21 protein-coding genes are annotated in these 19,770 nt (G+C 61.5%); 11 read left to right on the plus strand and 10 right to left on the minus strand.

All coding sequences use genetic code 11. The features are described 5' to 3' along the window. Positions 1-3: 3 nt before the first annotated feature. From KW842_RS23620 to KW842_RS23635, 4 genes are read right to left on the minus strand one after another with little or no spacing between them, the layout of a single operon-like run. Positions 4-2,070 (minus strand): sodium:solute symporter family protein, encoded by a 2,067-nt coding sequence (locus KW842_RS23620; protein WP_218306573.1) that lies wholly within the window; start codon positions 2,068-2,070, stop codon positions 4-6. Beyond that, positions 2,067-2,339 carry a DUF4212 domain-containing protein gene (locus KW842_RS23625; RefSeq protein ID WP_218306574.1) on the minus strand — a complete coding sequence of 91 codons (273 nt, stop codon included), beginning with the start codon at positions 2,337-2,339 and terminating at the stop codon, positions 2,067-2,069. The genes KW842_RS23620 and KW842_RS23625 overlap by 4 nt, the downstream gene beginning before the upstream one ends. Beyond that, entirely contained in the window at positions 2,332-3,852 is a 1,521-nt protein-coding gene (locus KW842_RS23630; protein WP_218306575.1) for a sensor histidine kinase, read from the minus strand. Before KW842_RS23630 ends, KW842_RS23625 begins: the two co-directional genes overlap by 8 nt. Continuing rightward, positions 3,849-4,565, minus strand: coding sequence for a response regulator transcription factor (locus KW842_RS23635; RefSeq protein WP_218306576.1), 717 nt, complete (start codon positions 4,563-4,565; stop codon positions 3,849-3,851). The genes KW842_RS23630 and KW842_RS23635 overlap by 4 nt, the downstream gene beginning before the upstream one ends. A gap of 145 nt (positions 4,566-4,710) precedes the next feature. Here KW842_RS23635 and recA point away from each other — a divergent pair, with 145 nt between their 5' ends. The 7 genes from recA (at position 4,711) to KW842_RS23670 (ending at position 11,468) form a co-directional block, all read left to right on the plus strand. Then, positions 4,711-5,799, plus strand: a complete 1,089-nt coding sequence (gene recA, locus KW842_RS23640; RefSeq protein ID WP_090182817.1) for a recombinase RecA — start codon at positions 4,711-4,713, stop codon at positions 5,797-5,799. A gap of 90 nt (positions 5,800-5,889) precedes the next feature. Beyond that, positions 5,890-6,342, plus strand: a complete 453-nt coding sequence (gene recX / locus KW842_RS23645; protein WP_218306577.1) for a recombination regulator RecX — start codon at positions 5,890-5,892, stop codon at positions 6,340-6,342. Beyond that, a complete protein-coding gene (locus KW842_RS23650) occupies positions 6,332-7,939 on the plus strand; it encodes a phosphoethanolamine transferase (RefSeq protein ID WP_218306578.1) in 1,608 nt (535 codons plus the stop codon). Before recX ends, KW842_RS23650 begins: the two co-directional genes overlap by 11 nt. A 470-nt stretch (positions 7,940-8,409) precedes the next feature. Next, entirely contained in the window at positions 8,410-9,576 is a 1,167-nt protein-coding gene (gene sucC / locus KW842_RS23655) for an ADP-forming succinate--CoA ligase subunit beta (RefSeq protein ID WP_092276446.1), read from the plus strand. Positions 9,577-9,589: 13 nt separating this feature from the next. Continuing rightward, a complete protein-coding gene (gene sucD / locus KW842_RS23660; RefSeq protein WP_154379791.1) occupies positions 9,590-10,471 on the plus strand; it encodes a succinate--CoA ligase subunit alpha in 882 nt (293 codons plus the stop codon). 64 nt (positions 10,472-10,535) lie between these two features. After that, complete coding sequence (locus KW842_RS23665; protein ID WP_229223865.1) at positions 10,536-10,853, plus strand: FHA domain-containing protein; 318 nt, start codon at positions 10,536-10,538, stop codon at positions 10,851-10,853. 135 nt (positions 10,854-10,988) lie between these two features. Continuing rightward, positions 10,989-11,468, plus strand: coding sequence for a prepilin-type N-terminal cleavage/methylation domain-containing protein (locus KW842_RS23670; protein ID WP_304515479.1), 480 nt, complete (start codon positions 10,989-10,991; stop codon positions 11,466-11,468). A gap of 72 nt (positions 11,469-11,540) precedes the next feature. Here the strand turns inward: KW842_RS23670 and KW842_RS23675 are convergent, their stop codons facing one another. Together KW842_RS23675 and moaC are read right to left on the minus strand one after the other, a co-directional pair. Further along, complete coding sequence (locus KW842_RS23675; protein WP_218306579.1) at positions 11,541-12,254, minus strand: flagellar brake protein; 714 nt, start codon at positions 12,252-12,254, stop codon at positions 11,541-11,543. A gap of 468 nt (positions 12,255-12,722) precedes the next feature. Then, the gene (moaC, locus tag KW842_RS23680) at positions 12,723-13,208 is read right to left on the minus strand and encodes a cyclic pyranopterin monophosphate synthase MoaC (protein ID WP_218306580.1); all 486 of its coding nucleotides are present in this window, start codon (positions 13,206-13,208) and stop codon (positions 12,723-12,725) included. Positions 13,209-13,311: 103 nt separating this feature from the next. On the opposite strand from moaC, the gene KW842_RS23685 reads away from it, so the two are divergent. Continuing rightward, positions 13,312-14,997, plus strand: a complete 1,686-nt coding sequence (locus KW842_RS23685) for a M48 family metalloprotease (protein ID WP_218306610.1) — start codon at positions 13,312-13,314, stop codon at positions 14,995-14,997. Here the strand turns inward: KW842_RS23685 and KW842_RS23690 are convergent. From KW842_RS23690 to KW842_RS23705, 4 genes are read right to left on the minus strand one after another with little or no spacing between them, the layout of a single operon-like run. Beyond that, positions 14,966-15,556, minus strand: coding sequence for a DUF2946 family protein (locus KW842_RS23690; RefSeq protein ID WP_218306581.1), 591 nt, complete (start codon positions 15,554-15,556; stop codon positions 14,966-14,968). The genes KW842_RS23685 and KW842_RS23690 overlap by 32 nt on opposite strands. Further along, on the minus strand, positions 15,549-16,493 hold the full coding sequence (locus KW842_RS23695) for an alpha/beta fold hydrolase (protein ID WP_218306582.1): 945 nt from the start codon (positions 16,491-16,493) through the stop codon (positions 15,549-15,551). The genes KW842_RS23690 and KW842_RS23695 overlap by 8 nt, the downstream gene beginning before the upstream one ends. Before the next feature lie 8 nt (positions 16,494-16,501). Next, the gene (locus KW842_RS23700; RefSeq protein WP_218306583.1) at positions 16,502-16,924 is read right to left on the minus strand and encodes a nuclear transport factor 2 family protein; all 423 of its coding nucleotides are present in this window, start codon (positions 16,922-16,924) and stop codon (positions 16,502-16,504) included. A gap of 12 nt (positions 16,925-16,936) precedes the next feature. Next, positions 16,937-17,134 (minus strand): zinc-finger domain-containing protein, encoded by a 198-nt coding sequence (locus KW842_RS23705; RefSeq protein ID WP_090182849.1) that lies wholly within the window; start codon positions 17,132-17,134, stop codon positions 16,937-16,939. A 134-nt stretch (positions 17,135-17,268) separates the two neighbouring features. Here KW842_RS23705 and KW842_RS23710 point away from each other — a divergent pair, with 134 nt between their 5' ends. From KW842_RS23710 to KW842_RS23720, 3 genes are all read left to right on the plus strand, one after another. Continuing rightward, positions 17,269-18,003, plus strand: coding sequence for an AzlC family ABC transporter permease (locus tag KW842_RS23710; protein WP_218306584.1), 735 nt, complete (start codon positions 17,269-17,271; stop codon positions 18,001-18,003). Further along, on the plus strand, positions 17,996-18,322 hold the full coding sequence (locus KW842_RS23715; RefSeq protein ID WP_218306585.1) for an AzlD domain-containing protein: 327 nt from the start codon (positions 17,996-17,998) through the stop codon (positions 18,320-18,322). Before KW842_RS23710 ends, KW842_RS23715 begins: the two co-directional genes overlap by 8 nt. Before the next feature lie 72 nt (positions 18,323-18,394). Continuing rightward, positions 18,395-19,612 (plus strand): phosphoglycerate kinase, encoded by a 1,218-nt coding sequence (locus KW842_RS23720; RefSeq protein ID WP_304515480.1) that lies wholly within the window; start codon positions 18,395-18,397, stop codon positions 19,610-19,612. Positions 19,613-19,770: the final 158 nt, after the last annotated feature.

Here is a 19,770-nt window from a genome sequence, read left to right on the forward strand (position 1 = left end):
ATTTTATTGTTTTTCCGGCGCACGGATGTAGTCGACCAGCGCCTCGGTCTGGCGGCCGGGTGGCGGCGTCAGCATGCTGACCGCGATAATCGTCAGCATGCCAGCCGGCACGCCAAAGATGCCGGCCGAAATCGGCGCAATGTGGAACCACTGGCTGGCCGCGCCGCCGCCCAGCACCGGATGGGTGTGCAGCATGTAGTAGACGCAGACCACAAAGCCGGTGGTCATGCCGGCAATCGCGCCGTAGCGGTTGGCGCGCTTCCAGAACACGCCCAGCACCAGCGCCGGGAACAGCGTCGAGCCGGCCAGCGAGAAGGCGGCGCCGACCAAGGAAAGAATGTCGCCCGGCTTGGTCGAGGCGGCGTAGGCGGCGATGAAGGCCACGCCCAGCAGCAGCAGCTTGGAAATCGTCACCCGCTTTTGCGTGGAGGCGCTGCGGTCCACCAGCTTGTAATAGACGTCGTGCGACAGCGCGTTGGAAATGGCCAGCAGCAGGCCGTCCGCCGTGGACAGCGCCGCCGCCAGGCCGCCAGCCGCCACCAGCCCGGAAATCACATACGGCAGGCCGGCGATTTCCGGCGTGGCCAGCACCAGCACGTCGGCGTCGATGGTGATTTCGGCCAGCTGCACCACGCCGTCGCGGTTGACGTCGGTGATGCCGAATAGCGGATTGAGCTTGTCCACATTGGCCCAGTACGATACCCAGTTGGGCAGGTGGTTGTAATCGGTGCCGACCAGCGCGCTGTAGATATCGTATTTGACCAGCACTGCCAGCGCCGGAATGGTCAGGTAGATCAGCAGGATGAAGAACAGCGTCCAGAATACCGACACCCGCGTGTCATGCACCGACGGCGTGGTGTAGGCGCGCATCAGGATGTGCGGCAGCGCGGCCGTGCCCAGCATCAGGCAGAACACCAGCGCCAGGAAGTTGTTGCGCTTGATGTCGGAGGTTTCCTTGTCGCCAGGGTAGGGCGTGGCGTGCGGTGTGATCGGCTCGGCGCGTTGCAGGTATTGTTCGCGCGCTTCAGTCCACAGGCGTTCGGCTTCGTCGGCATTTTTTGGATAGGCCACTAATTCGCGCTCGGCGCTGCGGATTTCCAGCAGCGAGGCGTTGCGCGCCTTGACGCTGTCCAGCTTGCGCTGCGCGGCGCTGCGGCCGACTTCCCACGACGCTGGCAAGTCCTTCAGGCGGGCCTGGTACTCGGCGGCGCGCTGGCGGTAGATGGCGCGCACTTCGGCTTCCTTTGGATCTTCCTGCAGCACGTGCTCGCGTGCGCTCAGTTGCGGCAGCAGCTTGCCGTAGGCGACTTGCGGAATCGGATTGCCGCTGTGCTTGGCCGACAGCCACATGGCGGGAATCAAAAATGCCACCAGGATGATGATGTACTGCGCCACCTGGGTCCAGGTAATCGCGCGCATGCCGCCCAGGAAGGAGCAGACCAGGATACTGGCCAGGCCGAGAAAGATGCCGACCGAGAAATCCACGCCGGTAAAGCGCGAGGCGATCAGGCCCACCGCGTAAATCTGCGCCACCACGTAGGTGAAGGAAACGATGATGGTGGCGATCACCGCCAGTATGCGCACCGCGCGGCCGCCTTGTCCGCTGGCGCCGGCGTGGTCGGCGCCGCCATAGCGTTCGGCCAGGAAGTCGGGAATCGTGTATTGCGCGAACTTGCGCAGATAAGGCGCGATCAACAGCGCTACCAGGCAGTAGCCGCCGGTCCAGCCCATGATATAGGCCAGGCCGTCGAAGCCGTGCAGATAAAGTCCACCGGCCAGGCTGATGAAACTGGCGGCCGAGATCCAGTCGGCGGCAGTCGCCATGCCGTTGAACATGGCCGGCACGCGCCGTCCGGCCACATAATATTCCAGCACGTTGGAGGTGCGGCTGATGACGCCGATCAGCGCGTACAGCACGATGGTGGCGAACATGAACAGGTAGCCGATCCACTGGCGCGGCATGCCTTCCTGTTCCAGCGCCGCCAGCGAGATCAGGAAGCAGCCGAAGCCGAGCGTGAACAGGCTGTAGTAATAGCGCAGCCGCTGGAAGAAAGTACGGGGCGGTTTCAAGCGCGCGGCTCCGTTGCGGCGGCCGCGCGGTCCAGCCGGTGCATACGCCAGGCGTAGAACACGATGATGCCAAGGTAGACCAGCGACGCGCCCTGCGCCGCCAGGTAGAACGATAGCGGCCAGCCGAACACGCTGAGGCCGGCCAGCTCGCGGGCGAAGAAGGCGGCGCAGAAACTGGTCAGCAGCCATAGCAGCAGCAGCAGGCCGGTCATGCGCCGCGTGCGTTGCCAGTGCGCGCCGCGTGAGAGTCGCGGCAAGGGCTTATCCATAATACGGCGGCTCCTCGTCTTCATCTGACGATGCTGGCGGCAGCGGGAAGGTCAGGCGGAACAGTGCGCCCGGCAGCTTGGGCTGGGTGGCGCGCGGATTGCTGAAAATATCGACCTCGGCGCCATGCTGCTGGGCGATCTCGCGCACGATCGCCAGGCCCAGGCCGCTGCCTTCGGCGGTATTGCCGAGGATGCGGTAGAAACGCTCGAACACGCGTTCGCGCTCGCCTTGGGCGATGCCGGGACCGGTGTCTTCGACCTCCAGGTAAGCGTGCTCCAGTTCGTCGCTGCGTACGCGCACGGTAACGCTGCCGCCGGCCGGCGTGTAGCGCAGTGCGTTGTCGATCAGGTTGGACAGCAGCTCGCGCAGCATGGTCGGATTGCCGTGGATGTGCAGCGCATCGGCCGGTGCTTCAAAGCCCAGGTCGATCTGCTGTGCGAACGAAGCCTGTACCCAGTCCTGCACCACCGCACGCGCCAGCTCGCCCAGGTCGAGCGCCAGCATGCCGCTACCGGCCTGCGGCTGATTTTCTGCGCGGGCCAGGGCCAGCAACTGATTGACCAGCCGCGTCGCCGCTTCCGAACTCTTGGCCAGCTGTTCCAGCGAGCGGTGGATTTCGCCATTGTCGGTCTGGCGCAAGGCCAGCTCGGACTGCATGCGCATGCCGGCCAGCGGGGTGCGCATCTGGTGCGCCGCGTCGGCGATGAAGCGCTTCTGCATATCGATGGTCAGCGACAGCCGCGACAGCATCTCATTGAGCGAGCGCACCAGCGGCGAGATTTCTTCCGGCACCTGGTTGGAGGCGATCGGACTCAGGTCTTCCGAGCCGCGCGCGCGGATGCGTTCCTGTAGCTGCGCCAGCGGCGACAATCCGCGCGCCAGCGCAAACCACACCAGTGCCAGCACAATCGGCAGCACGATGAACTGCGGCAGGATCACGCCCTTAATGATCGCATTGGCCAACTGGCCGCGTTTCTCCAGCGTTTCCGCCACCTGCACCAGCGCCAGCTGCGGCGTGCTACCGTCGCTGCGCTCCAGCTGCACGTAGGCGAAGGCCACCCGCACCGGCGCGCCGTGCATGCTGTCGTTGCGGAAGCGCACGCCGCCGGAGCTGGTCTTGTCCTCGTCATCCAGGACTGGTTGCGGCATGTCGCGGTCGCCGTCGATGTGCTCGCCGCGCGGGCCTTGAATCTGGAAATAGACGCTGTCGATATCGTCGGCGCGCAGGATGTCGCGCGCCGAGCCGCTCAGGCTGCGCACGCGCTTGCCGTCCACCGAGCGCACTTGCTGCGCCAGCACGGTCACGCTGTCTTCCAGCGCATGATCGAAGGGCTGATTGGCGATGGACTTGGCAACCAGGTAGGTGATCGCAATGCTCATCGGCCACAGCAGCAGCAGCGGCGCCAGCATCCAGTCGAGGATTTCGCCGAACAGGGAATGCTGTATGTCCTCGTCCGCGTCGGGCGCGGGCGGTTCATACTCCAGTTCGGTGGCGTCCTGGGGCTGGGTCACTTGTGGGCGTCTCCGGCGCTGGCTTCGGCACTGGCGCGCGCGGCTTCATTGTATTTTTCCAGGCAGTAGCCGAGGCCGCGTACGGTGGCGATGCGGATGCCGCCCACTTCGATCTTCTTGCGCAGCCGGTGCACATAGACTTCGATGGCGTTGTTGCTGACTTCCTCGCCCCATTCGCACAGGTGATCGACCAACTGTTCCTTGGACACCAGCCGCCCGGTGCGGGCCAGCAGGATTTCCAGCAGGCCCAGCTCGCGCGCCGACAGGTCCAGCATTTGTTCATTGATATAAGCGCTTCGGCCGACCTGGTCGTATTGCAGCGGGCCGTGCTTGATGACGGTGGCGCCACCGCCGGCGCCACGCCGGGTCAGCGCACGCACGCGGGCTTCCAGCTCGGACAGCGCGAAAGGCTTGGCCATGTAGTCGTCGGCGCCCAGGTCGAGGCCGTTGACGCGCTGCTCGATCGAATCGGCGGCGGTCAGGATCAGCACCGGCAGCAGCGAGGAACGGGCGCGCAGGCGGCGCAGCACTTCCAGGCCGGACAGCTTGGGCAGGCCCAGATCGAGGATCAGCAGGTCGAATTCCTGGGTCGACAAGGCGGTGTCGGCTTCCTGTCCGTTCCTGACGCAATCGATGGCGTAGCCGGACTGCCGCAAGGATCGGGTGAGCCCGTCGGCCAGTACGCTATCGTCTTCGGCAAGTAAAATACGCATGTAAACCACTCCAGCTGCACAAGGCCCTATTTTGGCGACTTTTTGTGCAATCTCAAAGAAATACCCAAAACACGCTTGCATTAAGCACTGTTTTTTTATACAGTGCTACCTGTATTGAACAACCACCACTGGCTGAAAGCACATTATGGACGACAAAAAAGGCGTAGTACCTGCATCTGAAAAAGCCAAGGCGCTGGCAGCGGCGCTGGCCCAGATCGAAAAGCAATTCGGTAAAGGTTCCGTCATGCGCATGGATGCCAGCGCGCCGATCGAGGAAGTCCAGGTCGTATCGACCGGCTCCCTGGGCCTGGACGTGGCGCTTGGCGTCGGCGGCCTGCCGCGCGGCCGTGTGGTGGAAATCTACGGTCCTGAGTCGTCCGGTAAAACCACGCTGACTCTGCAAACTATTGCTGAGATGCAAAAATTGGGCGGCACCTGCGCCTTTATCGACGCGGAACACGCGCTGGACGTGGGCTACGCGCAGAAGCTGGGCGTCAACCTGCACGAGCTGCTGATCTCGCAGCCGGACACCGGTGAACAGGCACTGGAAATCTGTGACGCGCTGGTGCGCTCCGGTTCGGTGGACATGGTGGTGGTTGACTCGGTCGCCGCACTGACGCCACGCGCCGAGATCGAAGGCGATATGGGTGACTCGCTGCCAGGCCTGCAAGCACGCCTGATGTCGCAAGCGCTGCGCAAGCTGACCGGCTCGATCAACCGCACCAACACCCTGGTGATCTTCATTAACCAGATCCGTATGAAGATCGGTGTGATGTTCGGTTCGCCAGAAACCACCACCGGCGGTAATGCGCTGAAATTCTACGCTTCGGTGCGTCTGGACATCCGCCGTACCGGTTCGATCAAGTCGGGCGACGAGGTGATCGGTAACGAAACCAAGGTCAAAGTGGTCAAGAACAAGATTGCGCCACCGTTCAAGGAAGCGCACTTCGACATCCTGTACGGCGCTGGTACTTCGCGCGAAGGCGAGATTCTGGACCTGGGCGTGGAAGCCAAGATCGTCGAAAAGTCGGGTTCGTGGTACAGCTACAACGGCGAGCGCGTCGGCCAAGGCAAGGACAACGCCCGCGCCTTCCTGCAAGAGCGCCCGGAACTGGCCTGGGAAATCGAAAACAAGGTGCGTGAATCGCTGGGCGTGCGCGTACTGCCACCGCTGGCCACTGACAACACCGTGGTCAAGCTGAAGCCAGGCAAACCTGAAGCCGACGCAGCGTAAGAACGTCGTTCCGGCGGAGGCCGGAACCCATAGAACGCGTGCTCAGCATGAACCCCGGCCTACGCCGGGGCGACGCGTTACCGAGGACTTATGGCCGCACCACAACTCAGCCTGAAAGCACGGGCGCTACGCTTCCTCTCCCTGCGCGAGCATAGCCGGCAGGAACTGGGGCGCAAGCTGTCCAAGTACGCGGAAGAGGGCGACGACATCGACGCTCTGCTCGACCTGCTGGAAAAAAACAACTGGCTGTCGCAAGAACGCTTCTCCGAATCACTGATACACCGCCGCGCTGGCCGCTACGGCAACAGCCGCATCGTCGCCGAGCTGCAAAGCCACGGCGTGCAGGGTGAGGCGCTGCAGGAACTGAAGTCCACCCTGGCCGATACCGAAATCGCGCGCGCCTGCGACGTCTGGCAGCGCAAATTCGGCACCGTCGCCGCTGATCCCCAGGAGCGCAACAAACAGATGCGCTTCCTGCTGCAACGCGGGTTTTCCCAACGTGCGGTGATGAAGGCGGTCAAGGGCGCGGACTTTGACGACTAGCCAACAACGCGACCTGATCAAGGCGCTGTTGTTGGCGGGCTGGCTCTGGCTGCCCAATCTGGCGGTGATCGGCACCGATCATCTGCAAAATAACGGTGACGTATTCGCGTTGCTGCTGCTCTCCCTGATGCTGTTGGCCGCGCCGCTGTTGCTGGCGCCGAGCTGGCGCTGGTATTTCCTGCTGTGGTCGCCGCTGGCGCTGCTGGTCCTTCCCTATACTTATCTGACGCTGATCTACAGCAGCGTGCCGGGCGATGCCTTGCTGTCTTCCGCGCTGCACACCAGTCCGGCGATGAGCTGGCAGGTGGCGTCAGCCTTTGGCTGGCGCGTCTGGCTGGTTCCGCTGATTCTGCTGATCTATGTGCTGCTGGCCTGTTCGCTGCCACGTAGCTGGACTTTGTCCGCACCTGCGCGCAAGCGCTTGCTGGCAGCACTGCTGCTGACCATCATGCTGGCGCTGCTGGGCCGCCAGACCGTTGCCCAGTCAGTGCGTCTGCCGCCACTATTGGAACAATCCACGCTGAACCTGGCTTTTCCCAGCGGCCTGGCGATGTCGCTGGCCCGCATCGCGCGCCAGCAGCAGGGCGACGCCGGATTTGTCAGCGTGCACGGCCGGCCGCCCGCTGCTGGCAAAGCGCCGCCGGTACTGGTGGTGCTGGTCATCGGCGAAAGCCTGCGCAGCGATCATCTCGGCATCAATGGCTATCCGCGCAACACCACACCGCTGCTGGCGGCGCTGGGCAGCGAGCTGCTGTCCTTCGCTGATGCCGCCAGCACCGCCAACTGGACCAGCCAGGCAGTGCCTGGCATTGTCGCGCTGCCGCTGGGCCGGCAACGCGCCAGCCTGCCGCATACTTTCGCCGAGGCCGGCTTCCGCACCGCCTGGCTCTCCAACCAGGAGACGCTGCCGTTCAGCCACGGCCTGGATGTGGTCGAGCATGCGGTCAGCAGCCAGGATTTCCACCTGCGCACCGACGCCAATCTGCTGCCGCTGTTCACTTCTTTTGTGCGCCAGGCTGGGCCGCGCCAATTCGCCGTGCTGCACCTGATCGGCAGCCACATCCCCTATGAAGAACGCTACACGGCCGTGTCGCGCATCTATACGCCGACGCTGCGCGATCGCGGCATCACGCAGCCACAGGCGCAGCACCGTCAGGCGGTAATCAACTCGTACGACAACACGGTCATCGAAACCGACCGCCTGTTGGCACGCGTTATCGGCGTGCTGCGCGACGATCCGCGCCCGGCCATCCTGCTGTACACGTCGGACCACGGCGAAAACCTGTTCGACGACGCGCGCCAGCTGTTCATGCACGCGCAGACCGGGCCGACCCGCCACGATATCCATGTGCCCTTGCTGGTCTGGATGAATCGCCCGTACCGCGCCGCCCATCCAGCCATCGCCTGGGCCTTGCAGGCCAATCACCGCAAGCAGGTCAGCCACCGCGATCTGTTCACCACGCTGCTGGACGCCGGCGGCGTGCGCTGGGACGGCCGCGAAGCCAGCCATAGCCTGGCTTCGCCTTTATATAGAGAGCGGCCGCGCAGCGTGATGGTCGATCTCCAGACGAGCGTCAGTTATGAAAGCCTGAAATAGCCACTTTCCGCATATAGATTTATTACTAGTTGAAAATACGCAGATGCTAATTCGGTTCCGGGTGTGCTAAACTTTGAGGGTTTTTGCAGCACCGCGGGTGCGGTGGTTGTCCGTAGAAGCTGCGGCAACGTGCGTTTTTGATAAGAGAAATGCGCCAGGCTGCTAACTAACTAATGCTGCGAGAGCGGTATCGATCTTATGTCTCTGTTAACTCCAGTTATCCGTCGTGCGCTGTGCATTCGCGCGCCACAGCTGTCCCCAGCGAGGACGGCCTGCGGGATATTGGCAGCCCCTCTGCATCAAACACCGTATTTATTCAAAGAATTCCAAGTCCTGCACCGTTATCGCGGAGCAGCGGCGAAGTTTTACCCGCGCTGGGTGGACAAAGCAGCACCGGGTAGCGCGTAGTAACAACATCTGCTTAATCATTCAACCGATTTATACACATCAGCATCAGAAGGGAAGCCAGCATGAAGATCCATGAGTATCAAGGCAAAGAAATTCTCCGGAAATACGGAGTGACGGTACCGCGCGGTATTCCGTGCCTGACCGTAGAAGAAGCAGTCAAAGCTGCTGAAACCTTGGGCGGCCCAGTCTGGGTTGTGAAAGCACAGATCCACGCCGGTGGCCGTGGTAAAGGCGGCGGCGTGAAAGTTGCCAAGTCGCTGGAACAAGTCAAAGAATACGCTGACCAGATCATGGGCATGCAGCTGGTAACCCACCAGACCGGCCCAGAAGGTCAAAAAGTACGTCGCCTGCTGATCGAAGAAGGCGCGGACATCAAGCAAGAACTGTACGTTTCCCTGGTAACCGACCGTGTAACCCAGCGCGTTGTGCTGATGGCCTCGTCGGAAGGCGGCATGGACATCGAAGAAGTTGCCGAGTCCCACCCAGAAAAAATCCACTCGATCGCTATCGATCCAGCAGTGGGCCTGACCGACGCTGAAGCCGCTGGCATCGCCGCGAAAATCGGCGTACCGGAAGGCTCGATCGCTGACGCCGTCACCAACCTGCAAGGCCTGTACAAAGCCTACTGGGAAACCGACTCGTCGCTGGCCGAAATCAACCCGCTGATCGTTACCGGTTCGGGCAAGATCATCGCCCTGGACGCCAAGTTCAACTTCGACGCCAACGCACTGTTCCGTCAACCAGAAATCGTCGCTTACCGCGATCTGGACGAAGAAGATCCAGCTGAAGTTGAAGCATCGAAATTCGACCTGGCCTACATCTCGCTGGACGGCAACATCGGCTGCCTGGTAAACGGCGCCGGCCTGGCCATGGCAACCATGGACACCATCAAGCTGTTTGGCGGCGAGCCTGCCAACTTCCTGGACGTGGGCGGTGGCGCCACGGCTGAGAAAGTAACCGAAGCCTTCAAGATCATGTTGAAAAACCCAGGCCTGAAAGCCATCCTGGTCAACATCTTCGGCGGCATCATGCGTTGCGACGTGATCGCCGAAGGCGTCATCACCGCATCGAAAGCTGTTTCGCTGCAAGTACCGCTGGTGGTCCGCATGAAGGGCACCAACGAAGATCTGGGCAAGAAAATGCTGGCTGACTCCGGCCTGCCGATCATCGCCGCCGACACCATGGAAGATGCAGCGAAGAGCGTTGTTGCAGCCGCTGCTGGTAAATAATTAAGGAACCGATATGTCTATTCTGATCAACAAAGACACCAAAGTCATCACCCAGGGTATCACCGGTAAAACCGGCCAGTTCCACACCCGCATGTGCCGCGAATACGCGAACGGCAAAAACGCCTTCGTAGCAGGCGTGAATCCGAAGAAAGCCGGCGAAGATTTCGAAGGCATTCCAATTTTCGGTTCGGTGAAAGAAGCCGCATCGAACACCGGCGCAACCGTGTCGGTGATCTACGTGCCGCCAGCAGGCGCCGCTGCCGCGATCTGGGAAGCTGTTGAAGCCGAACTGGAACTGGCAATTTGCATCACCGAAGGCATTCCTGTCCGTGACATGATGGCCCTGAAAGATCGCATGGCCAAAGCCGGTTCGAAAACCCTGCTGCTGGGCCCTAACTGCCCAGGCCTGATCACCCCTGACGAAATCAAGATCGGCATCATGCCAGGCCACATTCACCGTAAAGGTCGTATCGGCGTGGTATCGCGTTCGGGCACCCTGACCTATGAAGCAGTGGGTCAGCTGACCGCGCTGGGCCTGGGCCAATCGTCGGCAGTTGGTATCGGCGGCGACCCAATCAACGGTCTGAAACACATCGACGTGATGCGCATGTTCAACGAAGATCCTGAGACCGACGCGGTCATCATGATCGGCGAAATCGGCGGTCCAGACGAAGCCAATGCTGCACGCTGGGTCAAAGACAACATGAAGAAACCGGTTGTTGGCTTCATCGCCGGCGTTACCGCTCCTCCAGGCAAGCGCATGGGCCATGCTGGCGCGCTGATCTCGGGCGGCGCTGACACCGCGCAAGCCAAGCTGGACATCATGGAAGAGTGCGGCATCAAAGCCACCAAAAACCCATCGGAAATGGCACGCCTGCTGAAAGCAATGCTGTAATTTCGGTTGTGGAATAATAAAGGGGAGCCATCGTGCTCCCCTTTATTTTTTGGAGGTCGCTGCATTGGCCAAGCTCATCATCTCGCGCAACGGACAAGTCGAACAGCAAGTCCAGCTGAGCAAGGAGCGCATGACGCTGGGCCGTCATCCGCGCAACGACATTGTGTTATCGCATCCCGCTGTCAGCGGCCAGCATGCATCCATCGTCACCATCCTCGACGATTCTTTCCTTGAAGACCTGCACAGCACCAATGGCACGTTTGTCAACGGCCACCGCATCGGCAAGCACTTCCTGCAGCACAAGGATGTCATCGTCATGGCGGACATGCAGCTGGAGTTCCTGGCGGATGGCATCCGCCCGCTGACATTTCGTGTCGGCTGACAATAATTGTCAGGCCGAGCTGACAAAAAACGGCAACTGATGGGCACACGTAGGGCAAGCGCGCGCTGGCACGCCGATTGCACTAAGGAAGAGGTAGCACTTAACAACGTGTTTAACCCCTGGAGGAGCCACCAAATGAAATCGATGAAAATGATGAAAAAACAGGCACAAGCCGGCTTTACGCTGATTGAGCTGATGATCGTGGTTGCCATTATCGGCATCCTGGCGGCTGTGGCGATTCCGGCCTATAGCGACTACACCATGAAAGCCAAGGTCGCCAACATCCAGGCTGCCGCCAATTCGCTGAAAAACGCGGTAGCGCTGTGCGCCCAGGAGGCTGGCGGCGACCTGACCGTCTGCGACAACGGCGCCGGTGGCATCCCTGCCGCCAACGCGTTCAACAAGACCAAGGAAGTGGTCAGCGCAACCGTGACCGACGGCGTGATTGTTTTGACCACCGCCGCGGATGTGGGCGATGGCGCCAACACCAAGACCGTTACCTTCACCCCGACGCTGGCGGCTGGCGCTTCTAATATGACGTGGGCGACTACTACCACCATCACCAACACGGCGGCACAAGCGGCACTGGCGAAGAATAATCCGCCAACGACTTGATGCGGCAAGCGATAGCGAAAACCCGGCGCAAGCCGGGTTTTTCCGTTTACTCAGGCGATACTCAGGCGATATTCAGACGATTTTCTGACGGTCGGCGATCAGCGCTTCGTAGGTCAGGTTTTGCAGCATCGTGTAGTGGACCGGATCGAGATCCACGAACTGCACGCCGTAGGTAAAGACCTCCGGCTTATCTCCGGTCGCCGGCTTGACGACGTTGATGTTGCGGATAGTGGCATTCGGATTGACGCGTACCTGGCGGTTGCCCGGCTGGGCGATCAGATAAAATGACAGGCCAACCTGCGCCTCGCCCTCGGCTAGCTGCTTGGGCGATTCGATCAGCGCGCCGGACACGCTCAGGTTCACCAGGAACACCGAAGTGGCCGCGCCGGACGCGGCGGTCACCTGCGCCGGGATATCGACCTTGACCCGCATCGCCGCGCGCAAACTGGTGCCCTGGATGGACACCGGAAAACTCAGGTGGACATAGAACAGTGGACGCGGGAATACACGCTGCACCACGCACGAGAACGAACACACGTTCACGCCGGAGAACACGCGGATGGTCAGCTTGTCGCCATCGTTGAGCGCGATGGGCGCGTTGTTCTCAAACGGCACCTTGACGATCATATACTCGTCCTTGACCCAGCCTATCAAGGTGGAAAAGTGCTGGATGGGCTTGATGGTGCGGTGGGTGATGAACTGTATCCTGCCGCCCACCTGCAGGTTCATTTGCTCGAACTCATATTCCTGAGTCTTGGCTTCGCCTAGCGGAGGGTTGCTGCTCATGCAAACTCTTTCTATGTACGCAAAACGAGGGTGACACTAGCGTCAAAAAATTGTCCCTGCATCATTAATTATATGCGTGCTAATGAAAGGTTACAATCAGACAATATGCAATATTGCTAATTGTTTATCGGGAATGCGTGGCGGAGCAGCCACGCTAAAAATCCTGTATGAATAGGCGAAGATGGAAAGGAAGTGCTTGGCCAGTTAGAAACCGTCGCCAAGCTTTCGAACGGCTTCTCATCCGTAAATTTCACTACCTGCGCATCGCCGTAAATCTCGAATAGCTCATAGACATCGGAGTGAACTAACGCTCTCAGCGCAATCCGGTGATTCTGCAGTAGGGGAAGGGTAAGGGGAACATACGCTCAGCAAAAAATTAGCCGCCGTTTGCCAATATCATTTTTCAGCAGGTCGCGACCGTCCGCTACTGGCAGGTAGCGGCTCTCAGAGCCCTAACTCATCTGATACTTAACTCGTGGCGCTCCAGTCGCCAGATTTGCCGCCATGCTTTTCGGTGACGCGGATGTTGGACATGACCATGCCCCGGTCCACGGCCTTGCACATATCGTAAATCGTCAGCAGGCCGACCTGGACGGCGGTGAGGGCTTCCATTTCGACGCCGGTTTTGCCGTAGGTTTCGACTTGCGCTTTGCAGTGAACGCTGGCGTTGGCTTCGTCGGTTTCGAAGTCGACCGCCACGCGGGTCAGGGCCAGCGGGTGGCAGAGGGGGATCAGGTCGCTGGTGCGTTTGGAGGCCATGATGGCGGCGATGCGGGCGATACCGAGCACGTCGCCTTTCTTGGCTGTGCCGCTCAGGATGATGGCCAGCGTCTCCGGTTTCATGCGGATCGAGCCGCTGGCCAGCGCAATGCGGCGGGTTTCCGTTTTGGCGCCGACATCTACCATGTGGGCTTGTCCGGTGGCGTCAAAGTGGGTCAGGTGATCGGTGGTCATGGTCGAGGCGTAAAATAAGTCATAATGTGGCACCAAGTTTTCGTGCCCAAGTTGCGGGTATCATATCACCGTGAATGCAAAACGATCCTCTTACTCCGGCCGCATGCGCGCCGTCGCCGCCGCCCTGCTGGTCGCCATGCCGATGGCCATGGCGCAGAATACGATTGCGCCCGCCAAGATTCCCAACCTGCCGTCGCTAGGCAGCGCCGAAAGCCAGGATCTGTCGCCGCTGATGGAGCGCAAGATCGGCGAGGAAATCATGCGCGATATCCGCCGCGACCGCGATTATCTCGACGATGGCCCCATCCTCGAATACATGAATACCTTCGGCAACGTGCTGGTGGACGCCCGTCCGGGCGCGCGCGGTGAGGCCAAGTACGATTATTTCTTCTTTGTGGTGCGCGATAACCAGCTGAATGCGTTTGCCTTGCCCGGCGGCTTTATCGCCGTGCACTCGCAACTGCTGTTGCAGGCGCAGAATGAGTCCGAGCTGGCCTCCGTGCTGGGCCACGAGATTGGCCACGTGGTGCAGCGTCACATCGCCCGCTCAATCGGCCAGCAGAAGCAGGATGCGTTGATCCCGCTGGCGGCGATGATACTTGCCGCGCTGGCGTCGCGCGCTGGTGGTGATGCGGCCATGGGCGTGTTCCTCGGCGGGCAGGGGGTGGCGATCCAGCGGCAGCTGAATTTCGGCCGCGATGCAGAACGCGAAGCTGACCGCATCGGCTTCCAGATCATGGGCGAGGCTGGCTTTGATACGTCGGGCATGGTGGCGTTCTTCCAGCAGATGCAGGCCTCCACCAAAAACTACAGCGATCTGGTGCCGGCCTGGCTGCTGACTCACCCGCTGCCGGCGGAGCGTATCGCCGATATTCAGGCGCGCATCCGCGAACAGCCGTACAAGCAGCGTGCTGACAGCCTGGACTTTTTCCTGATACGTTCGCGCGCCCGGGTGTTGCAGGATCAAAGCAGCAGCGGCTATATCGAAGCGCGCACCTTCTTTGAAACCCAAATCAAGCAGGACAGCTGGCAGCAGAAGGCGGCTGGCCAGTACGGCATGGCTTTCCTGACCATGAAACAGGGCGACACGGTGGCCGCGCAAAGCTGGCTGGACAAGGCGCACGACACGGTCAACCGCCCGCCGCCAGCCGGTGTGATCGGCGTCGGCCCGCGCAGCAAGGCGGAGTCGGTGTTTGCCGCCACCTCGATTGAAATCAAGATGGCGCAGCCGGATAACAAGCCGATGCTGGCCAAGGCGGTGGAAGAGGCCGAGGCGGCACGCCAGAAGTTCCCGCTGTCGCGCGGCATCGCACACCAGTACGGCGAGGCGCTGCTGAAGGCGGACCGGCTGGAGGAGGCCGCCGTCTACCTGCGCGATCAGGCGCAGCTGTACCGCGAGGATATCGAGGTCTACGATTTGCTGGCGCAAGTGTACGCCAAGCAGGGCAAGCTGGCCTTGCAGCATATCGCGCTGGCGGAATCGTATAACCTGCAAGGCGGCGTGATGGCTGCGCTGGACCAGCTGGGCCACGCGCGCAAGTCGCCGGATGCGTCGTTCTATGACCAGTCGCTGATTGATGCGCGCGAGCGCGAGTGGCAGGCGGCGCGCCGCGAGGCGATGGGCGACAAGGGCAAGAAGGATATGACGGAATCGCGCCCGGCGTTCAAGGCCGAGCTGAAGTCCGGCGCGGAAGACAGCAACAACACCTTCAATCCCTATAGCAGCCCGCTCGACCGTCTGCGCCGGGCCACTGATCCTATGCTGCCGTCGGGGCCGACGGTACGCTGACGAAGCCGAAGCGCGCCGCTAGCTGATCGGCGGCGATGCGCTCCACCGCCACGCCGTCCAGGCTGAGCGCGCCGCTGGCGCTGCCTTCCATCCACTCCAGCAAAACTTCATCCGCGACCGGCGCCTTGTCCAGGCGCAGACGCGGCAGCACGTCGGCGAAGTCGCGGTCGTCCAGCTGGGCGATCACATTGCCGCTGCGCAGCACCAGCGCGCCGCCGTCGCTCAGCCACAAGGCGTCCGGCGAGGCCAGCGTCGCGCCGGTGTGCAAGCGCCAGCCTGCGGCAGGATCGGTGCGGACGATGTAAGGCGTCGCTTCCAGCTGCACGTAGACGCGCTGCGGGCCATTCTGGAAATACCAGCAGCCGCGCTCATCCACCGCGTAGTTGCGCGTGATGAAGCCGACCAGCGCCGCGTTGTTCAGCTTGTCGCCGGGCAGATTGAAGTGCTGGGCGCGCTCGTCGCGCATGCGCCAGTTGCCGCGCGCGTCCAGCGCCAGCCAGCCGTAGCAGTGTGGCACGTTGGGCCACTTGGCCAAGGCCTGTTTGACGATGTCATCCATGTTGTTCAAGGAAAGTGATCAGCTTCTTCGGCAGCCAGTTGATGCTGCCCGGCGGGCCGCCGACGGCAAAGCCGACATGGCCGCCGTGTTCAGGATAGTCCAATACCACGCGCGACGACGCACGCTGCGGCAGATGGCGGCCCGGCAGAAAGGGATCGTTGCGCGCGTTCAGCACCAGCGTGGGGACGGTGATGTCGTTGAGCACATGTTTGGCGCTGGCGCGGTGCCAGTAATCGTCGGTGTCGCGGTAGCCGTGCAGCGGTGCGGTGACCACATTGTCGAAGGCGTACAGGTCGCGCGCCGCGTGCAGCGCGTCGAGGTCGAACAGGCCGGGGAATTGCTGTAGTTTGGCTACGCACTTTGGTTTCAGCGATTGCAAAAACATGCGCGTGTAAATCATGTTGAGTCCGCTGGACAGCGAGGCACCGCCTTGCGCCAGGTCGAGCGGCGCGGACACGGCGCAGGCCGCGTCGACAAAATCCGCCTGGTGCTGCGATTCGCCCAGCCAGCGCAGTAGCGCATTGCCGCCCAGCGAGACGCCGGCGGCGTAGAACTTGCCGCCGGCGTGGGCTGCATGCAGGCGACGGATCACCCAGTCGATCTCGGCGGCGTCGCCCGAGTGGTAGAAGCGTGGCGCGCGGTTGGCTTCGCCGGAACAGCCACGGAAGTGCGGCACCGCGCCCGACCAGCCGCGCGCTTGCACGTCGGCCATCAGCGCGCGCGCATAGTGGCTGTCGGAGGAACCTTCCAGGCCGTGGAAAAGCACGACAAAGGGCTGGCCCGGCTTGCCGTCGATAAAGTCCACATCGATGAAGTCGCCGTCCGGCGCATCCCAGCGCTCGCGCCGGAAGCGCACCGGTGGCTTGCGGATCGCCAGCGCCGGATAAATGGTTTGCAAATGGCCGCTGGGCAGCCAGAATGGAGCGGTGTACTTCACGGCAGGAATCAGTGCAGGATCTGGCTGTGCGATTCCGTCGGCGCCGGGCCAGGCGCGATCGATACATGATGCAGTACGATGCGCCAGCCTTTTGGCGTTTTCGCGTACACATTGGTCGCGATCAGGTGCGCCGGCTCGCCGCTGGCGGCAGTGGCGCCCTCGACCACCGTGTGGACCGAACTCATCAGCGTATGGGTTTCGTGCAGCGAGGAGGGCAGGATGTGCAGCCCGCCATGTTCAAGAATGCCGCGCCAGGAAGCGCGGATAGCGGCATGGCCGATCAGCCGCTGGCCGCCAGGGTGGACGCAGACGATTTCGTCGTCATCCGCCCACAGCGCCATCAGCGCGTCCAGATCGGCGCGGTTGAGGGCGTCGTAAAAAGCCGCTTCGGTTTCTGCGGCGCTACCGTTATGCGTCTTCTTGGTCGGCATGGCGGCGGTGGATCAGTGGTGGCCGACGACCGTGCCTGGCTTCAGCTTGTAGGCGGTGCCGCAGTATGGGCACTTGGCAACGCCGTGGGCGTCGAATTCCAGAAATACGCGCGGGTGCGACGACCACAGTGGCATGGCTGGGTTCGGGCAGTGTGCCGGCAGATCCTTGCCATCGAGTTCTACGGCGGTAACGGCGTTTGCTTGGGTCATTTCTTGTGGCTCCGGATGGCTAAGAGAAAAGCACGATTCTAACGGATTCGCGCATAGAGCAAAAATCGTCGGTAAAATAGCGCCTCTACAACACCGGCCTGGCCCATCATGTGGCAGGAATGCCACAACCATCCATGAGTGAAATCAGCACCCCCTGTGTGGCCGCCCACCACGAACCGTCCTGGCGCGAAGGCGTAAAAACCGGCCTGCCATCGCTATTCGGCATCGGCGCCTGGGGCCTGGTGGTGGGCATTGCCATGGTCAAGTCCGGGCTGACGATACCGCAGGCGCTGGGCATGACGCTGGTGGTGTTTGCCGGATCGGCCCAGCTGGCGGCCTTGCCGCTGATTGCTGCGGATGCGCCGATCTGGGTGATTTTCCTGACGGCGCTGGTCGTCAACCTGCGCTTTGTGATCTTTTCGGCACTGCTGGCGCCGCACTTTTCCCACCTGCCATGGCGGCAGCGGCTGACGCTGGGCTATGTGGCCGGCGACATGACGGTCGCGCTGTTCCTGCAAAAATACCCGTCTGAGCAGCCTCAAGTCGGCAAGTTGTCGTATTTGAAAGGCTTGCTGTACCCGAACTGGGCGTCCTGGCAGATCGGCTCGATCGCCGGCATTTTCCTCGGTAGCGCCGTGCCGCCGGAGTGGGGCCTGAGCTTTGCCGGCACGCTGGCCATCATCTGCGTGATGATACCGCTGATGGCCGGGCGTCCGGCGCTGGCCGGCGTGCTGATGGCAGGCGCGGTGTCGGTGCTGGCGCATGAACTGCCGTACAAGCTGGGCCTGCTGGTTGCCGTACTGGTCGGCATGCTGACCGCCATGCTGATTGAAGAAACTGCTGAAAAATGGAGAAACAAGCGTGGCTGATTGGGAAATCTGGCTGGTCATCCTGGTGCTGGCGCTGGCCACCGCCTGTACCCGCAGCTCGTTCTGGCTGGTCGGCCATCACATCACCATTCCCAAGCGGGTACAGGAGATGCTGCGCTACGCGCCGGCCTGCGCGCTGGCCGCGATTGTGGCGCCGGACCTGATCCTGGCCGCGGACGGCCAGCCGCTGCTGGATTCCAGCAATCTGAAGCTGGTGTCCGGTATTGTCGCGACGATCTACTATTTGCTGCGTCGCAATATGTTGGAAACCATCATATTCGGCATGGCTTTCTTCACGGCATTACGGCTGATTCTGTAACTTAATAACAGAAGAATCACGGTCGGCTTGCGGTAAAATAGCGCTCTTCCAACAACTCGACCTTGGGTAGCCATGTCCGCTGTTCTGAACTTCATCCGTCTGCAAGACCTTATCGATCAAAATGCGCTGCAAGGCAAACGCGTTTTCATCCGCGCCGACTTGAACGTGCCGCAGGATGATGCAGGCAATATCACCGAAGATACGCGCATCCGCGCGTCGGTTCCAGCGATTAAAGCGGCAGTTGCTGCGGGCGCCAAGGTCATGGTCACTTCCCACCTGGGCCGTCCGACCGAAGGTGAGTTCAAGCCGGAAGACAGCCTGGCGCCGGTCGCCAAACGCCTGTCCGAGCTGCTGGGCCAGCCGGTTGAGCTGAAGCAGAACTGGGTGGATGGCGCTGGCCTGGAGGGCTTGCAAGCCGGCCAAGTGGTACTGCTGGAAAACGTCCGCGTCAACCAGGGCGAGAAAAAGAACGCCGACGAACTTGCGCAGAAAATGGCCAAACTGTGCGACATTTACGTCAATGACGCTTTCGGCACCGCCCACCGCGCGGAAGCTTCGACGCACGGCATCGCCAAGTTTGCACCAGTCGCTGCCGCCGGCCCGCTGCTGGCCGCCGAGCTGGACGCGCTGGGCAAGGCGCTGGGTGCGCCAGCCCGTCCGCTGCTGGCCATCGTCGCCGGCTCCAAGGTGTCGACCAAGCTGTCGATCCTGGAATCGCTGGCCGACAAAGTAGACAACCTGATCGTTGGCGGTGGCATCGCCAACACCTTCATGCTGGCTGCCGGCCTCAAAATCGGTAAATCGCTGGCCGAGCCGGATCTGCTTGGCGCCGCCAAAACCATCATCGAGAAGCTGGCCGCACGCGGCGCGCAAGTGCCGATTCCGGTTGATGTCGTGACCGCCAAGGAATTTTCGCCAAGCGCTGCCGCCACCGTCAAAGACGTGAAAGATGTGGCGGATGACGACATGATCCTGGATATTGGTCCTAAAACCGCCGCGATTCTGGCTGAACAGATCGGCACCGCCGGCACCATCGTATGGAACGGTCCGGTCGGCGTGTTCGAGTTCGACCAGTTCGCCGAAGGCACCAAGACGCTGGCGCTGGCCATCGCCCAGTCGAAAGCGTTCTCGATCGCTGGCGGCGGCGACACGCTGGCAGCCATTGCCAAGTACAACATCAGCGAGCAAGTGGGCTACATCTCCACCGGCGGCGGCGCTTTCCTGGAGTTCCTGGAAGGCAAAACCCTGCCAGCGGTCGAGATCCTGACCCAGCGCGCTGCGGCCAAGTAAAAGGCAGTAAATAGCACGGTCGTGCTTTGTAGCAAATTAACAGTAGAATCCAGGTAATGCCTGGGAAGGGCATCAAATCTGTAGTGGATTTACAGATTTGATGTCTGAACCACAATAAACCCGGGTTTCCGCGTAGTGCGGGAACTGTTCGCATGACC

This window comes from Duganella sp. sic0402, from assembly GCF_019219065.1.
GTDB lineage: Bacteria > Pseudomonadota > Gammaproteobacteria > Burkholderiales > Burkholderiaceae_D > Rugamonas.

Excerpts from the sequence above, each read along its gene's own strand:
- KW842_RS23625 (WP_218306574.1), bottom strand. The coding sequence starts at position 2,339 with ATGGATAAGCCCTTGCCGCGACTCTCACGCGGCGCGCACTGGCAACGC.
- KW842_RS23635 (WP_218306576.1), bottom strand. The coding sequence starts at position 4,565 with ATGCGTATTTTACTTGCCGAAGACGATAGCGTACTGGCCGACGGGCTC.
- recA (WP_090182817.1), top strand. The coding sequence starts at position 4,711 with ATGGACGACAAAAAAGGCGTAGTACCTGCATCTGAAAAAGCCAAGGCG.
- recX (WP_218306577.1), top strand. The coding sequence starts at position 5,890 with ATGGCCGCACCACAACTCAGCCTGAAAGCACGGGCGCTACGCTTCCTC.
- sucC (WP_092276446.1), top strand. The coding sequence starts at position 8,410 with ATGAAGATCCATGAGTATCAAGGCAAAGAAATTCTCCGGAAATACGGA.
- sucD (WP_154379791.1), top strand. The coding sequence starts at position 9,590 with ATGTCTATTCTGATCAACAAAGACACCAAAGTCATCACCCAGGGTATC.
- KW842_RS23670 (WP_304515479.1), top strand. The coding sequence starts at position 10,989 with ATGAAATCGATGAAAATGATGAAAAAACAGGCACAAGCCGGCTTTACG.
- KW842_RS23675 (WP_218306579.1), bottom strand. The coding sequence starts at position 12,254 with ATGAGCAGCAACCCTCCGCTAGGCGAAGCCAAGACTCAGGAATATGAG.
- moaC (WP_218306580.1), bottom strand. The coding sequence starts at position 13,208 with ATGACCACCGATCACCTGACCCACTTTGACGCCACCGGACAAGCCCAC.
- KW842_RS23685 (WP_218306610.1), top strand. The coding sequence starts at position 13,312 with ATGCGCGCCGTCGCCGCCGCCCTGCTGGTCGCCATGCCGATGGCCATG.
- KW842_RS23690 (WP_218306581.1), bottom strand. The coding sequence starts at position 15,556 with ATGGATGACATCGTCAAACAGGCCTTGGCCAAGTGGCCCAACGTGCCA.
- KW842_RS23700 (WP_218306583.1), bottom strand. The coding sequence starts at position 16,924 with ATGCCGACCAAGAAGACGCATAACGGTAGCGCCGCAGAAACCGAAGCG.
- KW842_RS23705 (WP_090182849.1), bottom strand. The coding sequence starts at position 17,134 with ATGACCCAAGCAAACGCCGTTACCGCCGTAGAACTCGATGGCAAGGAT.
- KW842_RS23710 (WP_218306584.1), top strand. The coding sequence starts at position 17,269 with ATGAGTGAAATCAGCACCCCCTGTGTGGCCGCCCACCACGAACCGTCC.
- KW842_RS23720 (WP_304515480.1), top strand. The coding sequence starts at position 18,395 with ATGTCCGCTGTTCTGAACTTCATCCGTCTGCAAGACCTTATCGATCAA.